Genomic DNA, 22,669 nt, shown 5'->3' with positions numbered 1-22,669 from the left:
TTTGCATCGGCCTGCTAGCTGGCGGTAAAAAATTATCGGACGGGACTTGGAAGTCGACAGACGGGCGTTTCGTCTATTCACTAGTAGCCAATGCTGCCGGACAAAAAGACCTGAACGTAATGGCCGACAGTGGTGTGCTGCGCGTTCGCAATTATATTAGCGGGCAGCTGGGGATTGTCCTCGATGCCGTCGAAGGGCAGAAGGCTGCAGGAGCCGGTACGAATGAGAACGACCGACTCATTAACACACAAGGGTCGGGTCTCGTCCAGGCTGCTGGCTTGGCCGGGAATGATCTCCTGGTTGGTGCTGCTGATTCGACAGGCGAATGGTTCGACGGTGGGCCCGGCCGGGATATGTTGATTGGGCGCATGGGCAATGACACTCTCTCCGGGGGCGCGGATGCTGATCTGATCATCGGAGGGAATGGATCAGACGTCATTGACGGAGGGGCAGGGAACGATCTCATTCTTAATGGCACCCGATACAAGCGGGCAGGCAGCGGTTCTGTTGTTGATCACAATGCATTTACTTGGAATAAGCCGTGGTTGATTTACGCGCCCTATTGGCAGTGGGGATCTCCGACCGGGGCGACATTGAGGTTCAAAGAGGCCGGGTCGGAGCTTATTGGATGGTCGTGGGATGTCACGATGCAGACAGGTGCCCCAGACAATAATTTCGGATTCACCGAGGATACTTACCTTCCTGCGGACTCATTGGCTTTAGTCGGTTCCGACACAATTCTGGCTGGAGCCGGGGCCGATATGATAGCGGGTTCGGGGGGCGACGATCTAATCGATGGAGGCGGTGACGATGATCTTATCAGCGGCCTCGAAGGTAACGAACGGATATTGGGTGGATCCGGCAACGACCAGATTGCCGGCAATGAAGGCAAGGACTTGATTGACGGAGGAAGCGGTCTCGATACGCTGTGGGGAGGGATCGGCGCCGATAGCATTTTCGGTTCCGACGGTGCCGATCAGATTTTCGGTGATTTCGGTGTTGCCCCGGGAATTGGTGCCGACCGCTATGCGCTGTCAGGCAATGACTTTATTTCAGGTGGTGAGGGCGACGATTTATTGTCAGGTGATGGTGGTGCAGATACCGTTTTTGGCGACTCAGGGAACGATGAGATCGTCGGCGATGAGATCGGCCTTGATGTCATTTACCACGGCAATGACGAGCTCTATGGTGGAAGTGGAGGCGACACACTCTATGGTTTGGGCGGGAGCGACTCGCTTTTCGGTGGTGCTGACGACGACTTCCTGTTTGGCGACAGCAATACCGCAGAGTCAATTCCCTTGGTTGCTCAGGGAAATGACTTGCTCGATGGTGGGGATGGGAACGACCAGCTCGTTGGCGATGCGGGAAGCGATACGCTGATTGGAGGGGCTGGAAGAGATACGCTGTCTGGCGGTGATGGGGATGACGTTTACGTTTTTGAGAAGGGTGACTTCGCTGTCGATGCTTCTAAGGTGGCGGAGACGATACTTGACTCGGGTGGCGAGGACACCCTTGTCGTGCAAGGCTATCGAGCGGATGAGTTGTTTCTGTTCAAAATGGCTGATGTGCCCGGAGTAGTAGTTCTGGGGTCGCAGGGCGGAGAGGCTTTGGCGCTGCCTTTTGCGGGCAGCGGGATTGTCGAGCGGATTTTCATTCGAAATCAGGGGGATGGAGTTTCCCCTGCGAGCAAAGTGTTAGTCCAGCAGATGTCCGTATCGGCGGCCAGTGAGCCGAGCTCTGCGAAAGGTGTTAGCAATTTCTGGGTTCAGGGGTACACCGTCATTCCGAACATGGAGTTGTTTGGAAGAAGCCCGTTTGCCATGTCTTGGTATGGATATGAGAATGCCAACGATACCTTCTACGGCGGAATGGTTGATGACTATCTGTTCGGCAACTCCGGGAATGACGAGCTCTATGGCCAGGGAGGTCGGGATACCCTTCTCGGCGCTGCCGGGGATGATCTGCTTGTAGGAGGGGCGGGGAATGACTCTATGGTGGGGGGGGATGGACTCGATGTATATCGGTTTGACGCAGGATTCGGTCTGGATGTTATCGATAGTTCCATAACTAAAACTGGCTTTGAAGATGTCATTCGGTTTGGCCCAGGCATATCGATCACTGATGTGTTTTTTTACCGAAGCGGAAGCAATCTCGATATTTTTTTGGATCCCGAGAATCGGGTGACGATTTCCGGTTTTTTTCAGGGAGATACGGTTTCAGGTACTCCTTCAGGGCAAATAGAGTTTGATGACGGAGTTGGACTTGGTTATTCAGAGGTGTTGAGCAAGTTTGGCGTTGATGCTGGTGACATATTCTCGTTTGGCTCGTCTGGGAACGATCAGATTCTTATTGTTGATATCTCTGAGGGAAAACATATCACATTCGCATTTGAAGGTGATGATGTTATTGAAGGAAGCCGGGCCAAGCATGACACGCTATACGGAGGGGAAGGGGATGACACAATTTATGGTGATAGTTACCTTGAATTGTTTGATAACACAGGGGTTGAGGAGGAGCCCAGTGCAGTAGATAAATCCGATTATCTATTGGGTGATGAAGGGAATGACGAGTTGTACGGATGTGGAGGTGAGGACACGCTAGATGGTGGCGCTGGCAATGATCTTCTGTGGGGCGGAAAGGGCAATGATAAATATGTCATCAATGTGAGAGGTGGTTCGGACACCATAGATAACTGGGGCCGGATCGCGACGGATACCTCTACGGATGTGCTGGATTTCGGTGATGAAATCAAGGCGGAGGATATTGTTCTTATCAGATTGGGCGATGATCTTAAGGTCGTTGATCGGGATGCTAGATTCGAAGTCGTCATTTCAAATGCGTTTTTTGGGGGCGCAAGCCTCAATTCCAATCGGTGCGTCGATGAGTTCCACTTTGGGGGGGGTGTGGCCGGAGGGGGCATCGTGTGGACTCTACCTCAGCTGAATTCAAAGGTGACCTATAGTACCCCTGACGATGATGTAATCATCCTGTCAAAAGGTTTTTGGGCGGTGAATGCGGGTTCTGGTGATGACGTGGTATGGGGTTCGGTGAACGCGGACACCATATACGGGGATGCTGGAAATGACAGTTTGCATGGAGAGTATGGGGCTGACAGCCTCGTCGGCGGAAGTGGAAATGATGTCTACTGGGTAAGTAATCCGGGAGCAGAGCGGGGGGCTTTCTGGGATAAATATTACGAAGACACTGTTGTCGAAAATCCAGATGAGGGGATTGATACATTAATTCCAAATACATACAGTGCGGAGCTTCCGGAAAATGTGGAAAACCTGATCGTTTACCAAATTCGGCAGGATAGCTTCACATATACGAATGAAGTGGGTTCTGCGCACTGGTTTGTCGGAAATTCGAAAGACAATCTAATCGACGTTTCCGCAGTGGCTAGAGTGGCGACGGCGATGCAAATCGCTTTGAACGGAAAGGGTGGAGCTGACACGCTTGTCGGTGGCGATCATAACGAAGTCTATTATGTTCATAGTAACCTTGATGTTGTCCTTGAGAAGGGTGTTGGCGTCGATGGTCGTCAATTGTCGGTCGATGCTGTGGAGTCCGAGGTCGGTATTGTCTTGCCGGAAAACGTTGAGAACCTCACCCTTAGAACAGATCGTACGCGTGGAGTCGGAAATTCACTCAATAATCTCCTTATGGGTCGAGGTGAGTGCACGCTTGAGGGGCTTTCCGGAGACGATACATATTACATTCCCGCGTCTGGGATGGTTCTGGAGGGGGAGGGCGAAGGGTTTGATGTCGTTAATTTAATCCGTGAGCCTGATTGCTACTCAGATTCAAATGCATATGCTTTATATAACCTCTCTGACTTTCGGAATGTTGAGGTGTTGAGCGTTGATGTCGGTGATAGCCCTTGCTTGATAGGCACTGACAGAAATGATCGCCTATCCGGAAAGGGTTGGGGGGTAACTGTTGTGGGTGGGGCGGGGGATGACAGAATCTTTGGCGAGAGCACCATTGGCAGCATGCTTGACGGAGGAGATGGGAACGACTATTTGGAAAGTAGCCATAGCGCCATTTTCTCTGGCTGGTCAAGGCCTTCTGGGGTGGTTCTTGGTGGACGTGGCGAAGATAAAATTGTGGTCATCGGCACGGACGATACTGTGGATGGTGGCGAGGGGAACGATCTCATCACGCTGGACGGGGTAGCCCCCACGGTGCGTTTCGGTATGGGCTCTGGGTATGATCGTATCGTGTCGTCCGGGACGTGGCTTCGTATTGAATTGGGCGCCAATATCCGGGTGGGGGATTTCAGTTTGTCGCGTGTCGACGGGCAGATAATTCTTGTCTTGACTGACGGAAGTCGGCTAGACATTCTTGGGGCTGTCCCATCGATTCGGTTTGGTACGGGGGTTATTTGGGAGTCAAGGGCAGTTGAGGTCATATTGGCGGGTGGTGTGTTTCTTGAGGGAGGTTTGGGGGGCGATATTCTTAACGGGGAAGAGGGGGCGGACTCTCTTTGGGGAAACGACGGCGACGACTCTCTCTTCGGGTATGACGGAATGGACTCGTTGATCGGAGATTTGGGTAATGACGTAATATGGGGGGGAGAGGGCGATGACTTTTTGGAGGGAGGTGCGGGAGCTGACTTTCTTGGCGGGGGTCAAGGCAATGACCTTCTAGGGAACCCCTGATCAATTGACGTTTTGAGCACAACCACCCAAGCCAGCGATTTTGAGCCGACTTCGATGATCACCTTTTCCGCCCTTGCTGCCGCATTTCGAGGCCATTTCGGCCTTGATCACCCGTTTGCGGGTGCAGCGGGCGGATTGCTCGCGTCAATTCATCAGGGTTCCCCTTGCCAGGTAAAGATTGGTCAGTCCGATCAGCGAGAACACCTGCGCGGCGTTCTTGGCGATCCCCTTGTAGCGCACCTTCGTGTAGCCGAATTGGCGCTTGATCACCCGAAACACATGCTCGACCCGTGCGCGGATCGAGGACATTCGATGATTGAAGCGCTGGTTGGCGTCGCTCAGCGGGCGCTGTTTGCTGGCCTTGAGCGAGACGCCCCAGAACACACCGGCCTTCCGTGCGTGACGCTTCAGGTCATTGTTGACATAGCCCTTGTCGCCGAACACCGCGCGGTCGTCCTCGCGCAGCAGGTGCGGCAACTGACTGATATCGGAAGCGTTCGCCGGCGTCACCGAGACGGTATGCGCCAGCCCGGAATTGACGTCTGCGCCCACGTGGATCTTCATTCCGAAGAACCACTGGTTGCCCTTCTTCGTCTGGTGCATTTCCGGATCGCGCTGTTTTTGCTCGTTCTTCGTCGACGGAGGAGCATGGATGATCGTCGCGTCGACCATCGTGCCGCCCTTCAGAAGCAGGCCGCGATCCGCGAGCGTGTCGTTGATGATGTTCATCATCTGGGCCGTCAGGCCGTGCTTCTCGAGCAGGTGACGGAACTTGAGAATCGTCGTTTCGTCGGGCATCGCGTCGTCGGAGAGTTCCAGCCCGGCAAAGCGGCGCATCGACTCGATCTCGTACAGCGCGTCCTCCATCGCCGGGTCCGACAACGCGTACCACTGCTGCATGAAGTAGATGCGCAGCATCGTCGCCAGTGGCCTCGGCGGGCGACCTCGCCGACCCGCCTTCGGGTAATGCGGTTCGATCGCTGCCAGCAAGGCGGCCCAGGGCACGACCGCCTCCATCTCGGTGAGGAAGCGTTCCCGGCGGGTCTGTTTCTTCTTTTGCTGGAAGGCCAGGGAGGCGAAGGTGGCTTGCTTCATGGGAGTACGATGCTTTATGGCTTTAGTATTTTACCGGCTCTGAATTGATCAGAGCTTCCCTAGAGGGAGGGGAGGGGGTTGATTGCTATTTGCTAAATGCTGGATTTGGTTCTGTGTAGTGGTCTAATTTCCTCGGACACCTCGATAGGTGGATGATCCACCCGTAGAGGAGAAATTGATGAAACAGAAACGCCGGGCGTTCGATGCGAGCTTCAAGCTGCAAGTCGTCCAGATGATCTGGGACCAAGGCCTGAGCGTCGGTCAAGTGTGCCGCGACATGGGTCTGGGAGAGACCGCGGTGCGCCGCTGGCTGGCGCAACTCGATGCGGAGCAAAGCGGACAGGCAGGCATCGGCAAGCCACTGACGGCCGAACAGCAACGCATTCGCCAGCTCGAGGCGGAGAATCGGCAGCTTCGCCAGGACAATGACCTGCTGAAAAAAGCGTCGGCCTTCTTTGCCCGCGAACTGAAATGACCTACCGGTGCATCGCTCAGTTGCAAGAGAAGGCCGACAACACCGCATTGCTGTGCCGGTTGCTGGGCGTGAGTCGTTCGGGCTTCTACGCCGCCTGCTCACGCAGGGGTGAGCCCGCCAGGGTTTGCCCAACGAGCACCCACCTGCGCGCCGCCTTTGCCGCCTCCGGGCGCTGCTACGGCAGCCGGCGCCTGCGGGCCGTCCTGCATGCCCAGGGGCTTCGCGTGGGGCGATACCGAATACGAACCCTCATGCGTATCAATGGGCTGCGTCCGGTGTGGCGGCGCAAGTTCATTCACACGACCGATAGCCGCCACGGCTTGCCCATTGCCGACAATGTTCTGAACCGGCACTTCACTCCGGCCACTGCCAATGCAGCCTGGGTCTCGGACATCACCTACATCCGCACGCGCAGTGGCTGGCTGTACCTGGCGGCGGTGCTGGATCTGTACTCGCGCAAGATTGTCGGCTGGGCCATGGCGCCGAACATGCCTGCCGAACTGGTGTGCTCGGCCTTGCAGATGGCCATTACGCAGCGCCAACCGCCGGCGGGCCTGATCGTGCATTCCGACCGTGGCAGTCAGTACGCCAGCGAAGCCCACCGTGCCTTGCTGAGCCGTCATGGCTTGACGGGCAGCATGAGTCGCAAAGGCAATTGCTGGGACAACGCCGTCATGGAGCGCTTCTTCCTGAATCTGAAGAGGGAGCGGGTCTGGCAAAACGACTACGCCAACCACGCCGAGGCGTGCCGTGACATTACCGATTACATCGTCGGGTTCTACAACAACGTCCGTCTGCACTCGACGCTGGGCTACCTGCCGCCCACAGCCTATGAACGGAAAACCGCAGTACAGCACCCTATCGAGGTGTCCGGTATTACTTGACCACTACACTGACACCATAAGGTTTTATTGGAGTGAAGAGGGGGGGCTGGCCGATAAAATTCTATTTAAAAATGTAAGAAGCAGCTCAGAGTTGATTTTTTCCAGACTTGATGCTGACTCTCTTGTTGTTTCGGTGGTCGGGACCTCAGATTCCATTTTGGTTAGAGATTTTTTTCATTTTTATTCCTTCGGCGGTGCATATTCTGAATGTGCCGATGTAAATATTTCATATGTCGATGAAGGTGGGGTGGAGAGAAGGGTTTCAGGTAATATTATTAGGGAGGCGCTCTTGGCCCCGACAAGTGGTGGCGACCTTATAATAGGTCTTAATGGTAGCAACGATCGTATCGTCGGCCTTGGCGGTGACGATACCCTGATAGCTATTGGGGGGGAGGATACTCTTGTTGGTGGGGCAGGCTCTGATGTCTACGGGGTGTTTCTGGATTATTATCACTATAGATGTGTTGTAATCGATAATTTTGATGCGGCTGCTAAAGATGAGGATTTTGATGTAATAAATGGCGAGTCTGACATGTATGCTGATGCTGTTGGTGTGGTTCGAGTGAATGACGATCTTTGTTTGAGCTTTGCTCGGGTAGAAGATAATAAGAGGGCGGTTTCAACTCTGAAGTGCAACACCGGGTTGAAAGTTCATGATTTCCCTCGCAAAGACCTCTGCTGGGGTTTCAAAGTCGAGGCATTTGCGCGGGCGGTTGTTTAATTGTCGGGCAATTGCGTTGAGGTAGCCTTGGGAGATCGGCGCCAAATCCAGGCCCTTGGGAAGATACTCGCGGATCAAGCCGTTGGTATTCTCGTTGGTCGGCCGCTGCCAGGGGCTGTGCGGGTCGGCGAAATAGACGTCGATCTTGACCCGCTTGGCGAGAATCTCGTGGCGGGCCATCTCCCTGCCCTGATCGTAAGTCAGCGACTTTTTCATGGCGAGCGGGACATGGCGGAACTTGCGCGTGAAGCCTTCCAGCGTGGCCTCGGCCGAGCCGTCACGCAGCTTGACCAGCATCAGGTAGCGGCTCTTGCGCTCGACCAGGGTGCCCACCGAACTGCGGTTGCCCGGCCCCTTGATGTGATCGCCTTCCCAGTGCCCGGCCACGAGGCGGGCCGCCACCTCAATCGGGCGCTGGTGAATGGAGGTCATGTTCGGCAGCGTGCCGCGCCGGTCCTGGCCCCGTGCGCGAGGCATGCGTGCCTTGTGGGAGAAACGCAGCTGGGCGATGAGTTCGTTGCGCAGCTCGCCCCGTGGCACGGCGTAGATGGCGCAGTAGATCGTTTCGTGCGAGACGTGCAGAGCAGGATCATCAGGGTTCATCCGGCGCAGTCTGCCCGCAACCTGCTCCGGCGACCAGCCCTCGGCCATCAGCGCGCGAACCCGGTTGAGCAGCACAGAACCGCTCTTCAGCTTGATCGTTCCGCGCCGCCTGCGCGCCAGCGTCGCGCGCTCGGCACGGGCGGCATCGTAGCTCTTGCCCACCGTGTTCCGCGCCACTTCGCGCGACACTGCGGAGGTCGGCCGATTGAGTCTTCGGGCAATTGCCCGAAGACTCAATCCCTCATTGCTGCACCGATGAATCTGATTACGTTCGTCCATCGACAACTGGCTGTAGTGAGTTCCCATGCATACACCCTACCAAATCGGGGTGTTGCACTTCAGTCTAGAGCGCGCCGAGTATTAATTCATTGAATGTCTTTGTGCGTGGCTATTTCTATTTAGATGGCACCACAAGCAGGACAGTGGAGAGGATTAATTTTGATGTGCAGGGTCTGCCGGCCGGCGGTTTGGGGTATGACCAGATAAAAGCCTTGGCTTCGGTTCAGGCCGGACTGAATATTCACGGCAGCGAAAGCAATGACTTTATTACTGGATCTGCAGGTGCTGACTCCTTGGGGGGGAGTGGTGGGGATGATGTACTGATCGGTGGGACTGGCAACGACATCTACCTGGTCGACAGCACTGGGGATATCGTGACTGAAGTTGCCGCGGGCGGCACCGACACAGTCCAGGCCTCGGTCACTTACACCCTCGCTACCGAAGTCGAGAACCTGACCCTCACTGGCACGAGCGCCATCAATGGCACGGGCAACGCTCTGGCCAACGTGATCACCGGTAATGCAGCAGCGAACGTTCTCGACGGCGGCGCCGGCAATGACACGCTGTCAGGTGGGCTGGGCAACAATACCTACCTCTTTGGCAAGGGCGATGGTCAGGACTACATCAATGCCCTTGACGATGCCGCGCCCGGTAAGCTCAATGTCCTGCAGCTCAAGGCCGGTATCGTCCAGAGCGAAGTGATCCTGACCCGCTCGGGCTACGACTTGGTATTGTCTATTGCAGCCACTTCCGACAAGGTGACCGTGCAGGACTTCTTCTACCAGGACAATCCGTCCAGCAGTCGAAATCCGGTTCAGCAAGTGAAGTTTTCCGATTTGACGACTTGGAATGTGAGCACAATTGCGGCCAAAGTGGCCGCGCCACCTGCCGGAAATCAAATCCTCACGGGTACATCCGGCCCGGACACGCTCAGGGGGGGGGCTGGCAACGATACCCTCGACGGGGGGGCTGGCAATGACACGCTGATCGGTGGGGCCGGCAACGACACCTACCTGGTCGCCAACGCCGGGGACGTTGTGACCGAAGTTGCCGCGGGCGGCACCGACACGGTCCAGGCCTCGGTTACCTACACCCTCTCAGTCGACGTCGAGAACCTGATGCTCACCGGGGAGAGTGCCATCAATGGCACGGGCAACACCTTGGCTAACGTGATTACCGGCAACGTCGTGGCAAATATCCTTAGTGGTGGTGCCGGCGCCGACAGGCTGATCGGTGGCGCTGGTGCCGATAGGCTGATTGGTGGTGTCGGTGCCGACACGCTGATCGGTGGGGTCGACAACGACATCTACCTAGTCGACAACTTGGAGGATATCGTTACCGAAGTCGCTGAGGGCGGCACGGACACGGTCATGGCGTCAATCACTTACAGCCTTTCCGCCGAAGTTGAGAACCTCGCCCTCGCTTTGTTCGGTGGGAGCGCTATCAACGGCACGGGCAACGCTCTGGACAACTTGATCACCGGGAACGCCGCGGCGAACACTCTGGATGGCGGGGCTGGAGACGACATGCTCAATGGAGGCTCAGGGGATGACACCCTGATAGGAGGGATTGGGTATGACACTTGCGTTGGTGGTGTGGGCGACGATACTTTCATGCTCGTTGCCGGTGGTAGTGATCTGAGTGGTGTTGACCTGTACGACGGCGGTGTGGGAATTAATCGAGTTGTCGGCGGTTGGGGGGACGATATTCTAAAAGTGACCAATCAACTATGGAATCTGGTCAACATTCAAAGTATTGAGGACAGCGACGCTACTTTTGGTTCCAATACGATTTTGGCGACATCGGGTAACGACAGTCTGGACTTCTCTGCGATGACAATAAATAACTTCGTTATTGACGGTGATGCAGGGAATGACGTCATTGTTGGAACCGTGGGTGCTGACCAGATCCGAGGCGGGGTTGGCAACGACACCTTGAGCGGAGGAAGAGGAGACGATGGCTATCTCTTCGGCCGCGGCGCGGGGGCCGACATGATCGGGGAAGACGACACAACGGCTGGAAACACGGATGCGCTCTTGATCGATGCTGGCATCACCGTAGATCAGCTCTGGTTCCGGCGCATTGGTTCCGATTTGGAGATCAGCATCATCGGGACCACGGACAAAGCCACGATTGGAAACTGGTATTCGGGTAGTGCTTATCACGTCGAGCAGTTCAAGACCGCCGATGGCAAGATTTTGCTCGATGGTCAGGTGGACGCCCTCGTCTCTGCGATGGCGGCTTTCTCGCCGCCCACAGCCGGGCAGACTACTTTGTCCCCGGCTCTTCAAGCCACACTAAATCCCGTAATCGCTGCCAACTGGCATTGAGTCAGCTTTTGCTGACGCCCTGCAGCCCCGTTTAACGTGGTTGCGGGGCTTCTCGCGCGCAAACGAAACGCTGCCTGCAAAGACACGAGCCAATGCAACAACCTGAATCCAATACCGCCGCCAATTCCTTCCGGCTTGGCGGGGATGCGACTAATCCCCCTCCTTCCCATATCGACAGCGGCTTGGCCTGCCTCGTCATGCTGGCCCGTTTTCATGGGATCGCTGCCGATCCCGATCAGCTTGCCCATGAACATGCCGCGCAGGGACCGTTCGGGAGAACAGAGATCCTCCTCGCCGCCAAGGCGCTCGGCCTCCAGGCCAAGATCGTCAAGACGGCGATAGATCGCCTTGCAAAAACGCCTCTGCCCGCCATTGTTATCGGTACCCCTGATGGTGAAGGAGATGCGTTCTTTATATTGGCGCGTGTCGACGGTGAGCAGGCATTGATCCAGTCTCCCTCTACAGGGCGCCCTGAAACCCTGTCGCTCACGGATCTCCAATCTCGTGGGTCTGGCGAGCTGATCTTGTTCACCTCCCGGGCCTCATTAGCCGGTGAGATGAGCAAATTCGACTTCACCTGGTTTATTCCGGCCATCGTCAAGTACCGCCGCTTGTTGGGTGAAGTCCTGTTTGTCAGCTTTGTTCTGCAGTTTTTCGCGCTCGTCACCCCCTTGTTCTTCCAGGTCGTGATGGACAAAGTCCTGGTGCACCGTGGCTTCACTACCCTGGACGTGATTGCCGTCGGTCTGACGGTGGTGGTGCTCTTCGAAGTCGGCCTCACCGCTCTGCGCAGCTATGTGTTTGCCCATACCACCAGCCGCATTGACGTGGAGTTGGGCGCACGTCTTTTCCGCCATCTTCTGAATCTGCCCCTCGCCTATTTCCAGGCCCGCCGTGTTGGCGACTCTGTCGCGCGGGTGCGGGAGCTGGAGAACATTCGCGCCTTCCTGACCGGCAACGCAATCACCCTGGTGCTGGACCTTCTGTTTTCAGTGGTCTTTATAGCGGTGATGCTTTACTACAGCGGCTGGCTGACCCTGATCGTCGTGCTGTCCTTGCTCTGCTACATGATTCTCTCCTTTGGCTTCACGCCGCTGCTGCGGGCCAGGCTTCACGAGAAGTTCAATCGTGGGGCCGAGAACCAGGCCTTCCTGGTCGAGACCATCAGTGGCATCGACACGGTCAAGGCGATGGCCGTGGAGCCTCACTGGACACGGAAGTGGGACAAGCAGTTGGCTGCCTACATTTCCTCAAGCTTCCGTACCGCCAACATTTCGACCCTGGCCAACAGCGGTGTCTCCCTTGTCAGCAAGCTGGTGACGATTGCCACCATGTACGCGGGTGCCCGATTGGTGATCGATGGCCAGCTCACCGTTGGACAACTCATTGCCTTCAACATGCTGGCCGGGCAGGTCTCTCAGCCCGTGATGCGTCTCGCGCAACTGTGGACGGACTTCCAGCAGACCGGCATCTCGGTACAGCGGCTCGGGGACATCCTCAACACCCGCACGGAGATTGCTGGCAACAAGAGTCCTCTGCCACCGCTTGCCGGCCGGATAGCCCTGGATGATGTCATTTTTCGCTACCGCTCCGACGGCCCCGAAGTTCTCAAGGGCATCAAGCTGGACATTGCCCCTGGGGAAATCATCGGTATCGTCGGACGCTCCGGCTCCGGCAAGAGTACGCTGACCAAGTTGGTACAACGGCTCTACGTGCCCGAGCGCGGGCGGGTGCTGGTGGATGGCATCGATCTGGCGCTGGCCGACTCCAGTTCCCTGCGTCGCCAGATCGGCGTCGTGCTGCAAGAGAATGTACTTTTCAATCTCAGTATCCGGGAGAACATTGCCCTCGCCGACCCCGGCGCGCCGCTTGAGGCCGTCATCCAGGCGGCCAAGCTGGCCGGCGCGCACGACTTCATTCTTGAACTGCCGGAAGCCTACGACACGATGGTGGGCGAACACGGCTCGACCCTCTCGGGTGGCCAACGCCAGCGTGTGGCGATTGCCCGAGCCCTGATCAGCAATCCGCGCATTCTGATCTTCGACGAAGCGACCAGTGCGCTGGACTACGAGAGCGAACGCATTATCCAGAACAACATGAAAGCCATATGCAAGGGCCGTACCGTCATCGTCATCGCACACCGCTTGTCAGCGGTACGTGATGCCCACCGGATCATCGTGATGGATCGGGGGCAAATTGTTGAGGCGGGCACGCACAGCGAGCTCCTTCGCCACGAAGCCGGGCACTACTCCCGGCTTCACCGGTTTCAGGCGGGTTAGACCATGGGCAGTCTCAAACTACGATTTCTCGCTCTCGGCGATCTGTTTGCTCGCTACGGCCTGGTGTTTCGCCACGCCTGGGCCGCGCGAGCCCAGCTTGATCCGCCGCGGCGCCTGCCTCACGAGGCCCAGTTTCTACCTGCGGCCCTGGCGTTGCAGGAAACACCGGTTTCTCCGGTTCCACGCGTCACAATGTGGATGCTCATCGGGTTTGCCGTCCTTACCTTGGTCTGGGCCGTCTTTGGCCGGATTGATGTGGTGGCGAGTGCCCAAGGCAAGATCGTGCCCAATGATCGGATCAAGACCATTCAGCCGTTCGAGACGTCTACGGTTCGGGCGATTCACGTGAGTGATGGGCAGATCGTCAAGGCTGGCGATGTGTTGGTGGATCTGGATGCAACGTCTGCATCAGCGGATCAGGCGCGCCTTCGCAGTGATCTGGCGGTTGCGCGCCTGCAGGTCGCACGTGCCAAGGCCTTGCTCGCCGCGATCGATGGCGGTGGCTCGCTCAGGCTCGTCCACCCAGAGGGGGTCGATGACGCACTCTTCCAGCAGGGGCAACGTTTGCTCCTCGGGCAGCACGGGGAACTCCTTGCCAAACAGAACCGGATCGATGCAGACATTGCCCGCCGGGAAGCCGAGCTGCGTTCGACCCAGGAGCTCGTGAAGAAGCTTGAACAGACCGCACCCATCGCGCGCCAACGGGCGCAAGACTTCAAGAATCTTGTCGACGAGAATTTCGTGTCCCGCCATGGCTATCTGGAGCGGGAACAGGTACGGATTGAGCAAGAGGGCGATCTGGCCAACCAGCGCAGCCGGCTAAAGGAAATCGAGGCGAGCCTGCGGGAAACGAAAGGACAGCGCACCGAACTCATTGCGGAAACCCGCCGCTTGAGCCTGGACAGTATCAACGATGGTCAACAAAAGGTCGGCAGTCTGGAGCAGGAACTCGTCAAGGCTGACACCCGGGGCCGACTCATGCAATTGACTGCGCCGGTGGATGGGACGGTCCAGCAATTGGCGATTCACACCCAAGGCGGTGTTGTCACGCCTGCCCAGCCCCTCATGGTGATCGTGCCGAAGGACAACCCCCTGGAGGTGGAGGCGTTTATCGAGAACAAGGATATCGGCTTCGTCAAAGGAGGCCAGGATGCAGAGGTGAAGGTCGAGACCTTCCAGTACACCAAGTACGGCACGATCCACGCTGGCGTCACGTCTGTTTCTCACGATGCCATCAACGATGAGAAGCGCGGGCTGATTTACTCCGCGCGGGTAAAAATGGAGCGGGCCTCGATGAGCGTCGATGGGACCCAGGTTCAGCTGTCACCGGGTATGGCGGTGACGGTGGAGATCAAGACAGGAAAACGGCGGGTGATCGAATACTTCCTCAGCCCACTCCTGCAGGCCACGAGGGAGAGTTTGAGGGAGCGGTGAAGCGTTGTTGCACGTATGCTGTTGTAGGGTAGAGTCGTAGTGAGCCTCTAATATGCCTGTGTCGGCTCGCTGACGGCGACCAGCTGGTACTTCTTGCCTTTCGGCGAGGTGGTTGCCCTACCTGCCGGGCCGCCCAGTCACCCAGCCATCACCTCGCCGTAACACCTGTGCAGCATGCCGCCGCAACACTGGCTGCATGGACCGCGCCGGACTCGTTTGCCAGGAAATCGTTAGCCAGCTGAGCTCCCTTCGGGTTGCCGTGGTGACCGAAACCTATCCGCCCGAAATCAACGGGGTGGCGATGACCACTGGCCGGATGGTGGACGGTCTTGTCGCCGCCGGGCACCGGGTCGATCTGATCCGGCCGCGGCAGGCTCACGAAGGCGGCAGCATCCTTTTGCCCGACGGTAGCGAGGGCATCGAGGAGATGCTCTCTCGCGGCATTCCGTTGCCCCGCTACGCCAACCTGCAGCTCGGCCTGCCGGCCAGGAAGGTACTGCTGCGGCGCTGGTCGATTCAGCGTCCGGACGTGGTGCAGGTGGTGACCGAAGGCCCGCTGGGCTGGTCGGCCCTCACCGCCGCCCGCAAGCTCAATCTGCCGGTCATCAGCGAGTTCCACACCAACTTTCATCGCTATACCGGGCACTACGGGGTCGGCTGGCTCAAGCGCCCGATCGCCGCCTACCTGCGCAAGTTCCACAACCGCGCCAACCTGACGCTGGTGCCGACCCGCGCCCTGTGCGGGGAGCTGGCGGAGCAGGGGATTCCGCGGGTCGATGTGGTGTCTCGCGGGGTCGATACCAGGCTCTTCGATCCGGCGCGGCGCAGTGGCGCCCTGCGGCGCAGCTGGGGCCTGGAGCCGGATGATCTGGCCGTGGTGTACGTCGGGCGCATCGCTCCCGAGAAAAACCTGGCCCTGCTGGAAAAGGCCTTCGAGGCCATCCAGGCCCGTCAGCCCCGGGCCCGCCTGATCATGGTCGGTAGCGGTCCGGCGCTGGAGGCCATGCGGACGCGTCAGCCGCGCGCCATCTTCACCGGCCCGCGCACCGGCGAACTGCTCGCCGAGCACTACGCCAGCGGCGATCTGTTCCTCTTTCCGAGCCTCAGCGAAACCTACGGCAACGTGGTCGCCGAAGCCCTCGCCAGCGGCCTGCCGGTGGTGGCCTACCGGGACGCCGCAGCGCTGGAGCTGATTACCCACCAGGTGCACGGCTGGCTGGCCGAGCCCGGTGACGAAGCCGCCTTTGTGAGCGGAGCCGTGCGCCTCGCCGAATCTCCCGAATTGCGTGCCCGCCAGCGCCTTGCGGCGCGGGAGCGGGTGGCGAGCCTTGCCTGGCACGCCATCGTCGAACGTCTGGTCGCCCTCCAGCGCCAGGTCATCCTGAGCTCGCCCGTGTCCGCCCGGAGGTAACGCCATGTTCGCCCTGCCCGCCCGCCTGCAATTGCTCGACGACCGCCTGGCGGTACGTTCCAATCGCCTGTCCCGCTACCGCGGCCTGCGTGACCTGATGCGGGCGGTGAGCCGCTTGGGCGACGGGGTGGCCTGGTATTCGCTCGCCGCCTGCCTGTATGCCCTGTTTGGCACCGAGGCGCTGCCGGCCCTCAAGCAAATGGTGGTGGCCGGTGTGGTCGGGGTGGCGGTGTACAAGCTGCTCAAGCTGCACACCCTGCGCCCGCGTCCTTTCGAGGTGGTCAGCGACGTGGTGTGTGCCGGCTGTCCGCTCGACAAGTTCAGTTTTCCCTCCGGCCACACCCTGCACGCGATGAGCTTCTCGCTGATCCTGGCGCATCACTTTCCGGCCCTGGCTTTGTCGGTATTCGGCTTTGCGCTGCTGGTGGCGGTGTCCCGTCCCGTGCTGGGCCTGCACTATCCCAGCGATGTGCTGGCTGGCGCTGCCATTGGCGCGCTCGTCGCCAACGCGGCCATCGCCCTGGTGTGAACAGTGGGTCGGACTGAAGTCCGACCCACAGGGTCTACACTGGATGCATCCCCTGCATCGAGGAGATACCCATGAACAACCCGACCCGTACCGAACGGGACGCTTTCGGCCCCATCGATGTCCCTGCCAGCGCCCTGTGGGGCGCCCAGACCCAGCGTTCCCTGCATCACTTCGCGATCTCCACCGAACGCATGCCGACGGCGCTGTTGCTGGCGCTGGCCGAGGTCAAGCGCGCCTGCGCGGCAGTCAATGGCGAGCTTGGGCTGCTGCCGGGCGACACCGCGGCAGCCATCATCGCAGCGGCCGACGAAGTCCTTGGTGGTGCCCATCCGGAGGCCTTTCCCCTGTCCGTGTGGCAGACCGGCTCCGGTACCCAGACCAACATGAACATGAACGAAGTGCTCGCCAACCGCGCTTCGGAGCTGCTCGGTGGCGAGCGCGGGATGGGTCGGCGGGTGCATCCCAACGATCACGTGAACCTTGGTCAGTCGTCCAACGACATCTTTCCGACCGCCATGCATGTGGCGGCGGTGAGCAGTCTGCACGACGCGCTGCGGCCGGCCCTGCTGGCGCTGGGGGCGACCCTGGCGGCGAAGGCGGCGGAGTTTGCCGATATCGTGAAAATCGGTCGCACCCATCTGCAGGACGCCACGCCGCTGACCCTTGGGCAGGAAATGTCCGGCTGGGTGGCCCAGCTCGATCACGCCGAGCAGGCCATCGTGGCAACCCTGCCGGCGCTGGAGGCGCTGGCCGTTGGCGGCACCGCAGTGGGCACCGGGCTCAACGCGCCGCCGGGCTTTGGCGAGCGGGTGGCACAGGTGCTGGCCGATCGGAGCGGTCGGCCGTTTCGCAGTGCCCCCAACAAGTTCGCCGCGCTGGCGGGCCACGATGCGCTGGTCAGCGCCCACGGCGCCCTCAAAACCCTGGCCACGGCGCTGATGAAAATCGCCAACGACGTGCGCTGGCTGGCCTCCGGCCCGCGCTCGGGGCTGGGCGAGCTGCAGATTCCCGAGAATGAGCCGGGCAGCTCGATCATGCCCGGCAAGGTGAATCCGACCCAGTGCGAGGCGATGACGATGCTGTGTTGCCAGGTCTTCGGCAACGACGTGGCGCTGACGCTTGGCGCCGCATCGGGCAACTTCGAACTCAACGTCTTCAAGCCGCTGATCATCCACAACTTCCTGTCCAGCGTGCGCCTGCTGGCCGACGGCATGCGCAGTTTCGATGTGCACTGTGCCCGTGGCATCGAGGCCAACGTGCCGCGCATTGCCGAACTGGTGGCGCGCTCGCTGATGCTGGTCACCGCCCTCAGCCCGCACATCGGCTACGACCGCGCTTCGGAAATCGCCAAGCAGGCCCATCATCAGGGCACGTCACTGCGCGAGGCGGCGCTGGCGCTGGGCTATGTGACGGATGAGGATTTCGAGCGCTGGGTTCGCCCGGAGGATATGGTCCGGCCGTAGGGTCGGTCAGGCTTTCAGGAACAGGTCTTCGGGCAGCGGCAGGCAGGCGCGCAGCAGGCGGCGCGGGGCGCAGTCGAGTCGGGCGCGGGCGGCTAGGGGTTCGACTTCGGCCAGCCAGCCGGGCAGCTCCCCGTCGAGCAGGCGGTCGAGCTGGCCGAGGCGGCGGGCGGTGTGGCCGAGGTAGAGGTTGAAGCGGCGCTGCACGCGTTTGTCGATGAAGCGCGCGGCGTGATACAGCCCGGCGTGCACGCGGCTGGTGCGCAGCCAGCTTTCGCCGCGGGTGAGGGTGGCGAGGGCCTGGCCGACATTGTCCGGGTGGCAGTGGAAGGCCCGCGACATCAGCGGGGTGAGGGTCTCCCGCTCGCTGTGCAGCAGTTCGGCGGGGCGGGTGAACAGCTGGCCCGCCACGTGGTGGTCCATGGCCCATTCGACGGCCACGTGGGTGGCGATTTCCGATTCGAACCACAGGCGCTCGTGGGCCGGTACAAAGTGGTTGTGGGCAATGATGTCGGCCATCAGGTGGCTGGCATAGCCGAGCACGGCGGCGTGTTCGGCGTCGCTGCGGGCGGCGTCCATCAGGATGTGCAGTTGCGGCCAGCGGTGGCTGGTGGTCAGCAGGTCGGCACCGGCGCTGCGGGCGGTCAGGGCCACGTCGGGCAGACAGGCGCCGGCCATCACCAGCTTCGGGTGGCGACGGGCCAGGCGGCGCAGGGCCGGGTCGGCGAGGGGAATCGCCCACAATAAAAGCTGGGCGAAATAGACGTGGGTGTACAGGCCCCAGGCCAGGGCGTCGGTGCTGGTCAGCAGCAGCGCGGGCAGCCACAGAAGGGACCAGGCAAGTGGGCGGCGGCCAGCGTGGCGCAGGGGCTGGGTATCCATTCCGCCAATGTGCCGTGTCCCTGTGACGGGGGTGTGGTGCCCAAGTGTCAGGCCGGTGACGCTCAGGCCTTCAGAGTCGGCGTCGCAGGCCGATAGCAAGCCATGATTGACTGGTGTGAGCCCCCCACCCTTGACCCGTTCAGGGTCAGACCATGAATGCGTCAGGTCTCCCGGACCCTCTCGTGACCCGCTCTTCGCCGATGTGTGAAGAGGGGGGTGAGGTCTTGCGCCCGTGGCGCTTCATCCGGCTGTTGACCGTCGCCGTGGTGCTCAGCAATCTGGCGGCCCTGCTGCTGGGTGGCGTCAGTTTGTACGACAGCCACCAGCGGGCGGAAGAACTGGCCCGGCAGACCACCCGCAATCTGGTGCATGTGCTCGACGAGAGCATGGCGCGCAGCGGTCGGACCATCGACGTGACCCTGCGGGCGGTGGTGGACGAGCTGGAGCGGGAAGAGCGGGCCGGGCAGAGCGGCCCCGCCCGCGACGAGTTCGTCATGGCCATGCTGGCGCGCTACAAGAACTGGTTGCCGGAGGCGGAAGGCATCCGGGTTTTCGATGAGCACGGCAAGGCGCGGTGGACTTCCCGCTCTGGTCCGTCGGCGCGCATCAGCGTGGCCGATCGGGAATTCTTCAAGATATTGCAGGCCGACCCCCAGCGTGGCCTGTTCGTATCGCGTCCGGTTGTCGGGCGACTGGTGCCTGGCTGGGTGATCCCCTTTGTGCGGCGCTTCAATCACCCGGATGGCTCCTTCGCCGGCGTGGTGTCGGCGATTGTGCCCGTGGCCACCGTCACCGAAGCGTTGGCAAGGCCGCAACTGGGGCCCGGAGGCAGTGCCATCCTGCGCTACGAGGATTTAAGCCTGATTGCCCGCCATCCGCCGGTGGCCGGCCCTGCCGGCCAGGTCGGGGATAGCCAGACATCCGGGCAGTTTCACGCCCTCATGGCCGCCGGCCAGAGCAGTGTCACCTACCATGCCCCCAAAACTTCCGACGGTCCGGAGCGGATCAATTCCGTCCGCCGGGTGGCCGGGCTGCCTTTTCTGCTGGTGGTTGGCATGGCCAGTGACGATTACCTTCAGGCGTGGCGCCGCGAGCTTGTCGAAACCGTTTGCCTGCTGACGTTGTTCATGTTGATCACCGTGGGCTCGGCCATCCTGATCGGCCGTCTGTACCGTCGTCAGCAGCACTACACCGAGCGCCTGCAGGACAGCAAGACGCATCTGGAAGCGGCCCTGCTGGATCTGCGCGACCGGGACCGGGCGCTCGGGGCGGCCGAGCTGGTTGCCGGGTTGGGGGTCTATTCCATCGATCTGGTGAGCTGGGTGCCGCAGAGTTCGCCGCGCTTGCTGGAGATCTTCGGTGTTCCGGCGAATACCGTTCTGGGAGAGCGAGAGTGGTCCGAGGCACTCCATCCGGCCGACCGGGAGGCTGTCTTGGCCGACTTTGTCGGGGGTTTGCTGCAGGAGGGGCGGCCCTATGACCGGATCTGCCGCATCGTCCGTCCGAGTGGCGAAATCCGCTGGATTCATGCCCTCGGTGTGGCCGAGCGGGATGCCGCCGGCAAGCTGGTGAGCGTGCATGGCGCCGTACAGGACATTACCGAACGCCAGTGTGCCGAGGCGTCCCTGCAGGCAGCTCTCGACGAGCATGAAAAACTGGTTGCGCGGATTCCCGTCGGGGTCTTCAAGCAAAAGGTCGGGCAGGACGGCAGGATCACTTTTGTCTATGTGAGCCCGCGTTTCTGCGAACAACTGGGCGTCACCGTCCAGGCGGTGCTCGACGATGCCCGCGTGGTGCTGCGCTGTCTGCATCCCGGCGATGCGGCCGGTTTTGCGGCGCGTTGCCGGGCGGTCCTGCGTCATCCGGGACCGTTTGAATGGGAGGGCCGGGTCGTGGTGGGCGGGGCCTTGCGCTGGGTGTCGGTGCTGTCCACGCCGACGATCCTCGATGACGGGGAGTTGTTGTGGGAAGGCGTGCAGTCGGACGTGACCGACCGCAAACTGGCCGAGATCGCCCTGCGGGATAGCGAGGAACGTTATCGCTTGCTGCTCCAGCATTCGCCGGTGGGCATCCTGCACTTCAACAACGACCTGAAGGTCAGTTATTGCAACCTGCAGTTCGCCCAGATCATGAATGTGCCCCACGGCTATATGCTCAAGCTGGATTGCAGCGCGCTGAAGGACCAACGCGTCATTCCGGCCATGCGGGCAGCCCTCGAGGGGAGCTTTGGCGAGTATGAGGGCCCCTATCAGACGAGCTATGCCGGGCAGAACCTGAACATTGCGATGAACTGCGCGCCGGTGCGGGACGAGGCGGGGCGCATCGTTGGTGGCATCGCCATCCTGCAGGACATCACCGACCGGGTCATGAAGGACCGGGAGCTGGCCCGTTACCGGGACAGCCTGGAGGAACTGGTGGTGGAGCGCACTGCCGACCTGGAGGCGTCCCGCGCCGAGGCGGAGCGCCTGGCCAGGGTGAAGAGCGAGTTCCTCGCCAACATGAGCCACGAGATCCGCACGCCCCTCAACGGTGTGCTTGGTCTGGCCCATATCGGCTATCGGGAAAGCCAGGGGCGGGACAGGGCGCAGGACACTTTTGCGCGCATCGTCTCCTCGGGCCAGTTGCTGCTGGGCATCATCAACGACATTCTCGACTTCTCGAAGATCGAGGCCGGCAAGTTGCGTGTTGAGGTGATTCCGGTCGATCCAGGCAAGATCATCGGCGAAACCCTCGAACTGATGGAGGAGCGGGCCCAGGCCAAGGGGCTGGCCTTGCGCTTCCATCGCGCTTCGCCGCTGCCGCCGCGTTGCATGGCCGACCCGTTGCGCATCGGCCAGGTACTTCTCAACCTGCTCTCCAACGCCATCAAGTTCACCGAGAACGGCAGTGTGACCCTCAACGCCAGTCATGACGGCGAGCACTTGCTGTTTCAGGTGCGGGATACCGGCATCGGCATGAGTGCCGCGGAGATCGCCAAGGTCTTTGCGCCCTTCGAGCAGGCCGACAACTCCATCACCCGCAAGTTTGGCGGCACCGGGCTGGGGCTCACCATCACCCACCGCATCGTCGAGCTGATGGGGGGCACCCTGCGGGCCGAGAGCGAGCCGGGCAAGGGCAGCGTATTCGAAGTCCGTTTGCCCAGCGCGCTGGTGAGCGTGGTGAGCGTCGACGCCGGTGAGGCCTGTCTGGCCGACGTGCCGCAAGGGGCGCCGGGCGCACGTCTGGCCGGCTACAACGTACTGGTGGCCGAGGACAACGAGGTCAACCAGATGGTGCTCGAAGAGCTGCTGCTGGAGGAGGGGGCCTGCGTCACCCTGACCGGCAATGGCCAGGAAGCGGTGGACTGCCTGCGTGCCAGCGGCGCCGGGGCCTTCCATGTGGTGCTCATGGATGTGCAGATGCCGGTGATGGATGGTTATGCCGCCACCCGCGAAATCCACGTCCTGGCCCCGGCGCTGCCGGTGATCGGCCAGACTGCCCACGCCTTCGACGAGGAGCGGGCGCGCTGCTTCGCCGCCGGCATGGTGGCTCACCTGGCCAAGCCCATCGATCCGGAACGGATGGTCAGGGCCATTCTGCGCCATGGCGTCAAGCGGGCATGACCAGCCGGGTTGGCTTTTTGCGTC

13 protein-coding genes are annotated in these 22,669 nt (G+C 60.4%); 10 read left to right on the top strand and 3 right to left on the bottom strand.

Annotated features, from left to right (window positions below):
• The first annotated feature begins 134 nt into the window (after positions 1-134).
• Entirely contained in the window at positions 135-4,661 is a 4,527-nt protein-coding gene (locus tag ETQ85_RS03285; RefSeq protein ID WP_222862042.1) for a calcium-binding protein, read from the top strand.
• 144 nt (positions 4,662-4,805) lie between these two features.
• On the opposite strand, the gene ETQ85_RS03280 is transcribed toward ETQ85_RS03285, so the two are convergent.
• Positions 4,806-5,756 (bottom strand): IS5 family transposase, encoded by a 951-nt coding sequence (locus tag ETQ85_RS03280; protein WP_148577609.1) that lies wholly within the window; start codon positions 5,754-5,756, stop codon positions 4,806-4,808.
• Between the two features lie 178 nt (positions 5,757-5,934).
• Between ETQ85_RS03280 and ETQ85_RS03275 the strand changes: the two genes are divergently transcribed.
• Positions 5,935-7,115, top strand: a protein-coding gene (locus tag ETQ85_RS03275; RefSeq protein WP_222862041.1) for an IS3 family transposase whose coding sequence is annotated in 2 segments (ribosomal slippage) — positions 5,935-6,202 and positions 6,202-7,115 — 1,182 coding nt in all. Because the reading frame shifts where the segments join, the coding sequence is not laid out codon by codon here.
• Positions 7,063-7,836: a calcium-binding protein gene (locus tag ETQ85_RS03270; RefSeq protein ID WP_148577608.1), complete on the top strand. Its 774-nt coding sequence runs from the start codon at positions 7,063-7,065 to the stop codon at positions 7,834-7,836. The genes ETQ85_RS03275 and ETQ85_RS03270 overlap by 53 nt, the downstream gene beginning before the upstream one ends.
• On the opposite strand, the gene ETQ85_RS03265 is transcribed toward ETQ85_RS03270, so the two are convergent.
• Entirely contained in the window at positions 7,735-8,745 is a 1,011-nt protein-coding gene (locus tag ETQ85_RS03265; RefSeq protein ID WP_148577193.1) for an IS30 family transposase, read from the bottom strand. The two genes, ETQ85_RS03270 and ETQ85_RS03265, sit on opposite strands and share 102 nt — an antisense overlap.
• A 62-nt stretch (positions 8,746-8,807) precedes the next feature.
• Between ETQ85_RS03265 and ETQ85_RS03260 the strand changes: the two genes are divergently transcribed.
• The 6 genes from ETQ85_RS03260 (at position 8,808) to fumC (ending at position 18,164) form a co-directional block, all read left to right on the top strand.
• Positions 8,808-11,048, top strand: coding sequence for a beta strand repeat-containing protein (locus ETQ85_RS03260; RefSeq protein ID WP_148577607.1), 2,241 nt, complete (start codon positions 8,808-8,810; stop codon positions 11,046-11,048).
• Between the two features lie 92 nt (positions 11,049-11,140).
• Complete coding sequence (locus ETQ85_RS03255; RefSeq protein WP_148577606.1) at positions 11,141-13,327, top strand: type I secretion system permease/ATPase; 2,187 nt, start codon at positions 11,141-11,143, stop codon at positions 13,325-13,327.
• Between the two features lie 3 nt (positions 13,328-13,330).
• Positions 13,331-14,761 carry an HlyD family type I secretion periplasmic adaptor subunit gene (locus ETQ85_RS03250; RefSeq protein WP_148577605.1) on the top strand — a complete coding sequence of 477 codons (1,431 nt, stop codon included), beginning with the start codon at positions 13,331-13,333 and terminating at the stop codon, positions 14,759-14,761.
• 196 nt (positions 14,762-14,957) lie between these two features.
• On the top strand, positions 14,958-16,172 hold the full coding sequence (locus ETQ85_RS03245; RefSeq protein ID WP_148577604.1) for a glycosyltransferase family 4 protein: 1,215 nt from the start codon (positions 14,958-14,960) through the stop codon (positions 16,170-16,172).
• Positions 16,173-16,176: 4 nt separating this feature from the next.
• Complete coding sequence (locus ETQ85_RS03240; protein ID WP_148577603.1) at positions 16,177-16,701, top strand: phosphatase PAP2 family protein; 525 nt, start codon at positions 16,177-16,179, stop codon at positions 16,699-16,701.
• Positions 16,702-16,772: 71 nt separating this feature from the next.
• Positions 16,773-18,164, top strand: a complete 1,392-nt coding sequence (gene fumC, locus ETQ85_RS03235; protein ID WP_148577602.1) for a class II fumarate hydratase — start codon at positions 16,773-16,775, stop codon at positions 18,162-18,164.
• A gap of 6 nt (positions 18,165-18,170) precedes the next feature.
• Here the strand turns inward: fumC and ETQ85_RS03230 are convergent, their stop codons facing one another.
• Positions 18,171-19,043 (bottom strand): zinc dependent phospholipase C family protein, encoded by an 873-nt coding sequence (locus ETQ85_RS03230; protein WP_148577601.1) that lies wholly within the window; start codon positions 19,041-19,043, stop codon positions 18,171-18,173.
• Between the two features lie 182 nt (positions 19,044-19,225).
• Between ETQ85_RS03230 and ETQ85_RS03225 the strand changes: the two genes are divergently transcribed.
• Positions 19,226-22,645, top strand: a complete 3,420-nt coding sequence (locus tag ETQ85_RS03225) for an ATP-binding protein (RefSeq protein WP_148577600.1) — start codon at positions 19,226-19,228, stop codon at positions 22,643-22,645.
• Positions 22,646-22,669: the final 24 nt, after the last annotated feature.

It is taken from the genome of Zoogloea oleivorans, assembly GCF_008107625.1.
Classification (GTDB): Bacteria; Pseudomonadota; Gammaproteobacteria; order Burkholderiales; family Rhodocyclaceae; genus Zoogloea; species Zoogloea oleivorans.
The sequence above is the reverse complement of the archived record's forward strand: the minus strand, read 5'-3'. Positions and strand labels throughout refer to the sequence as shown.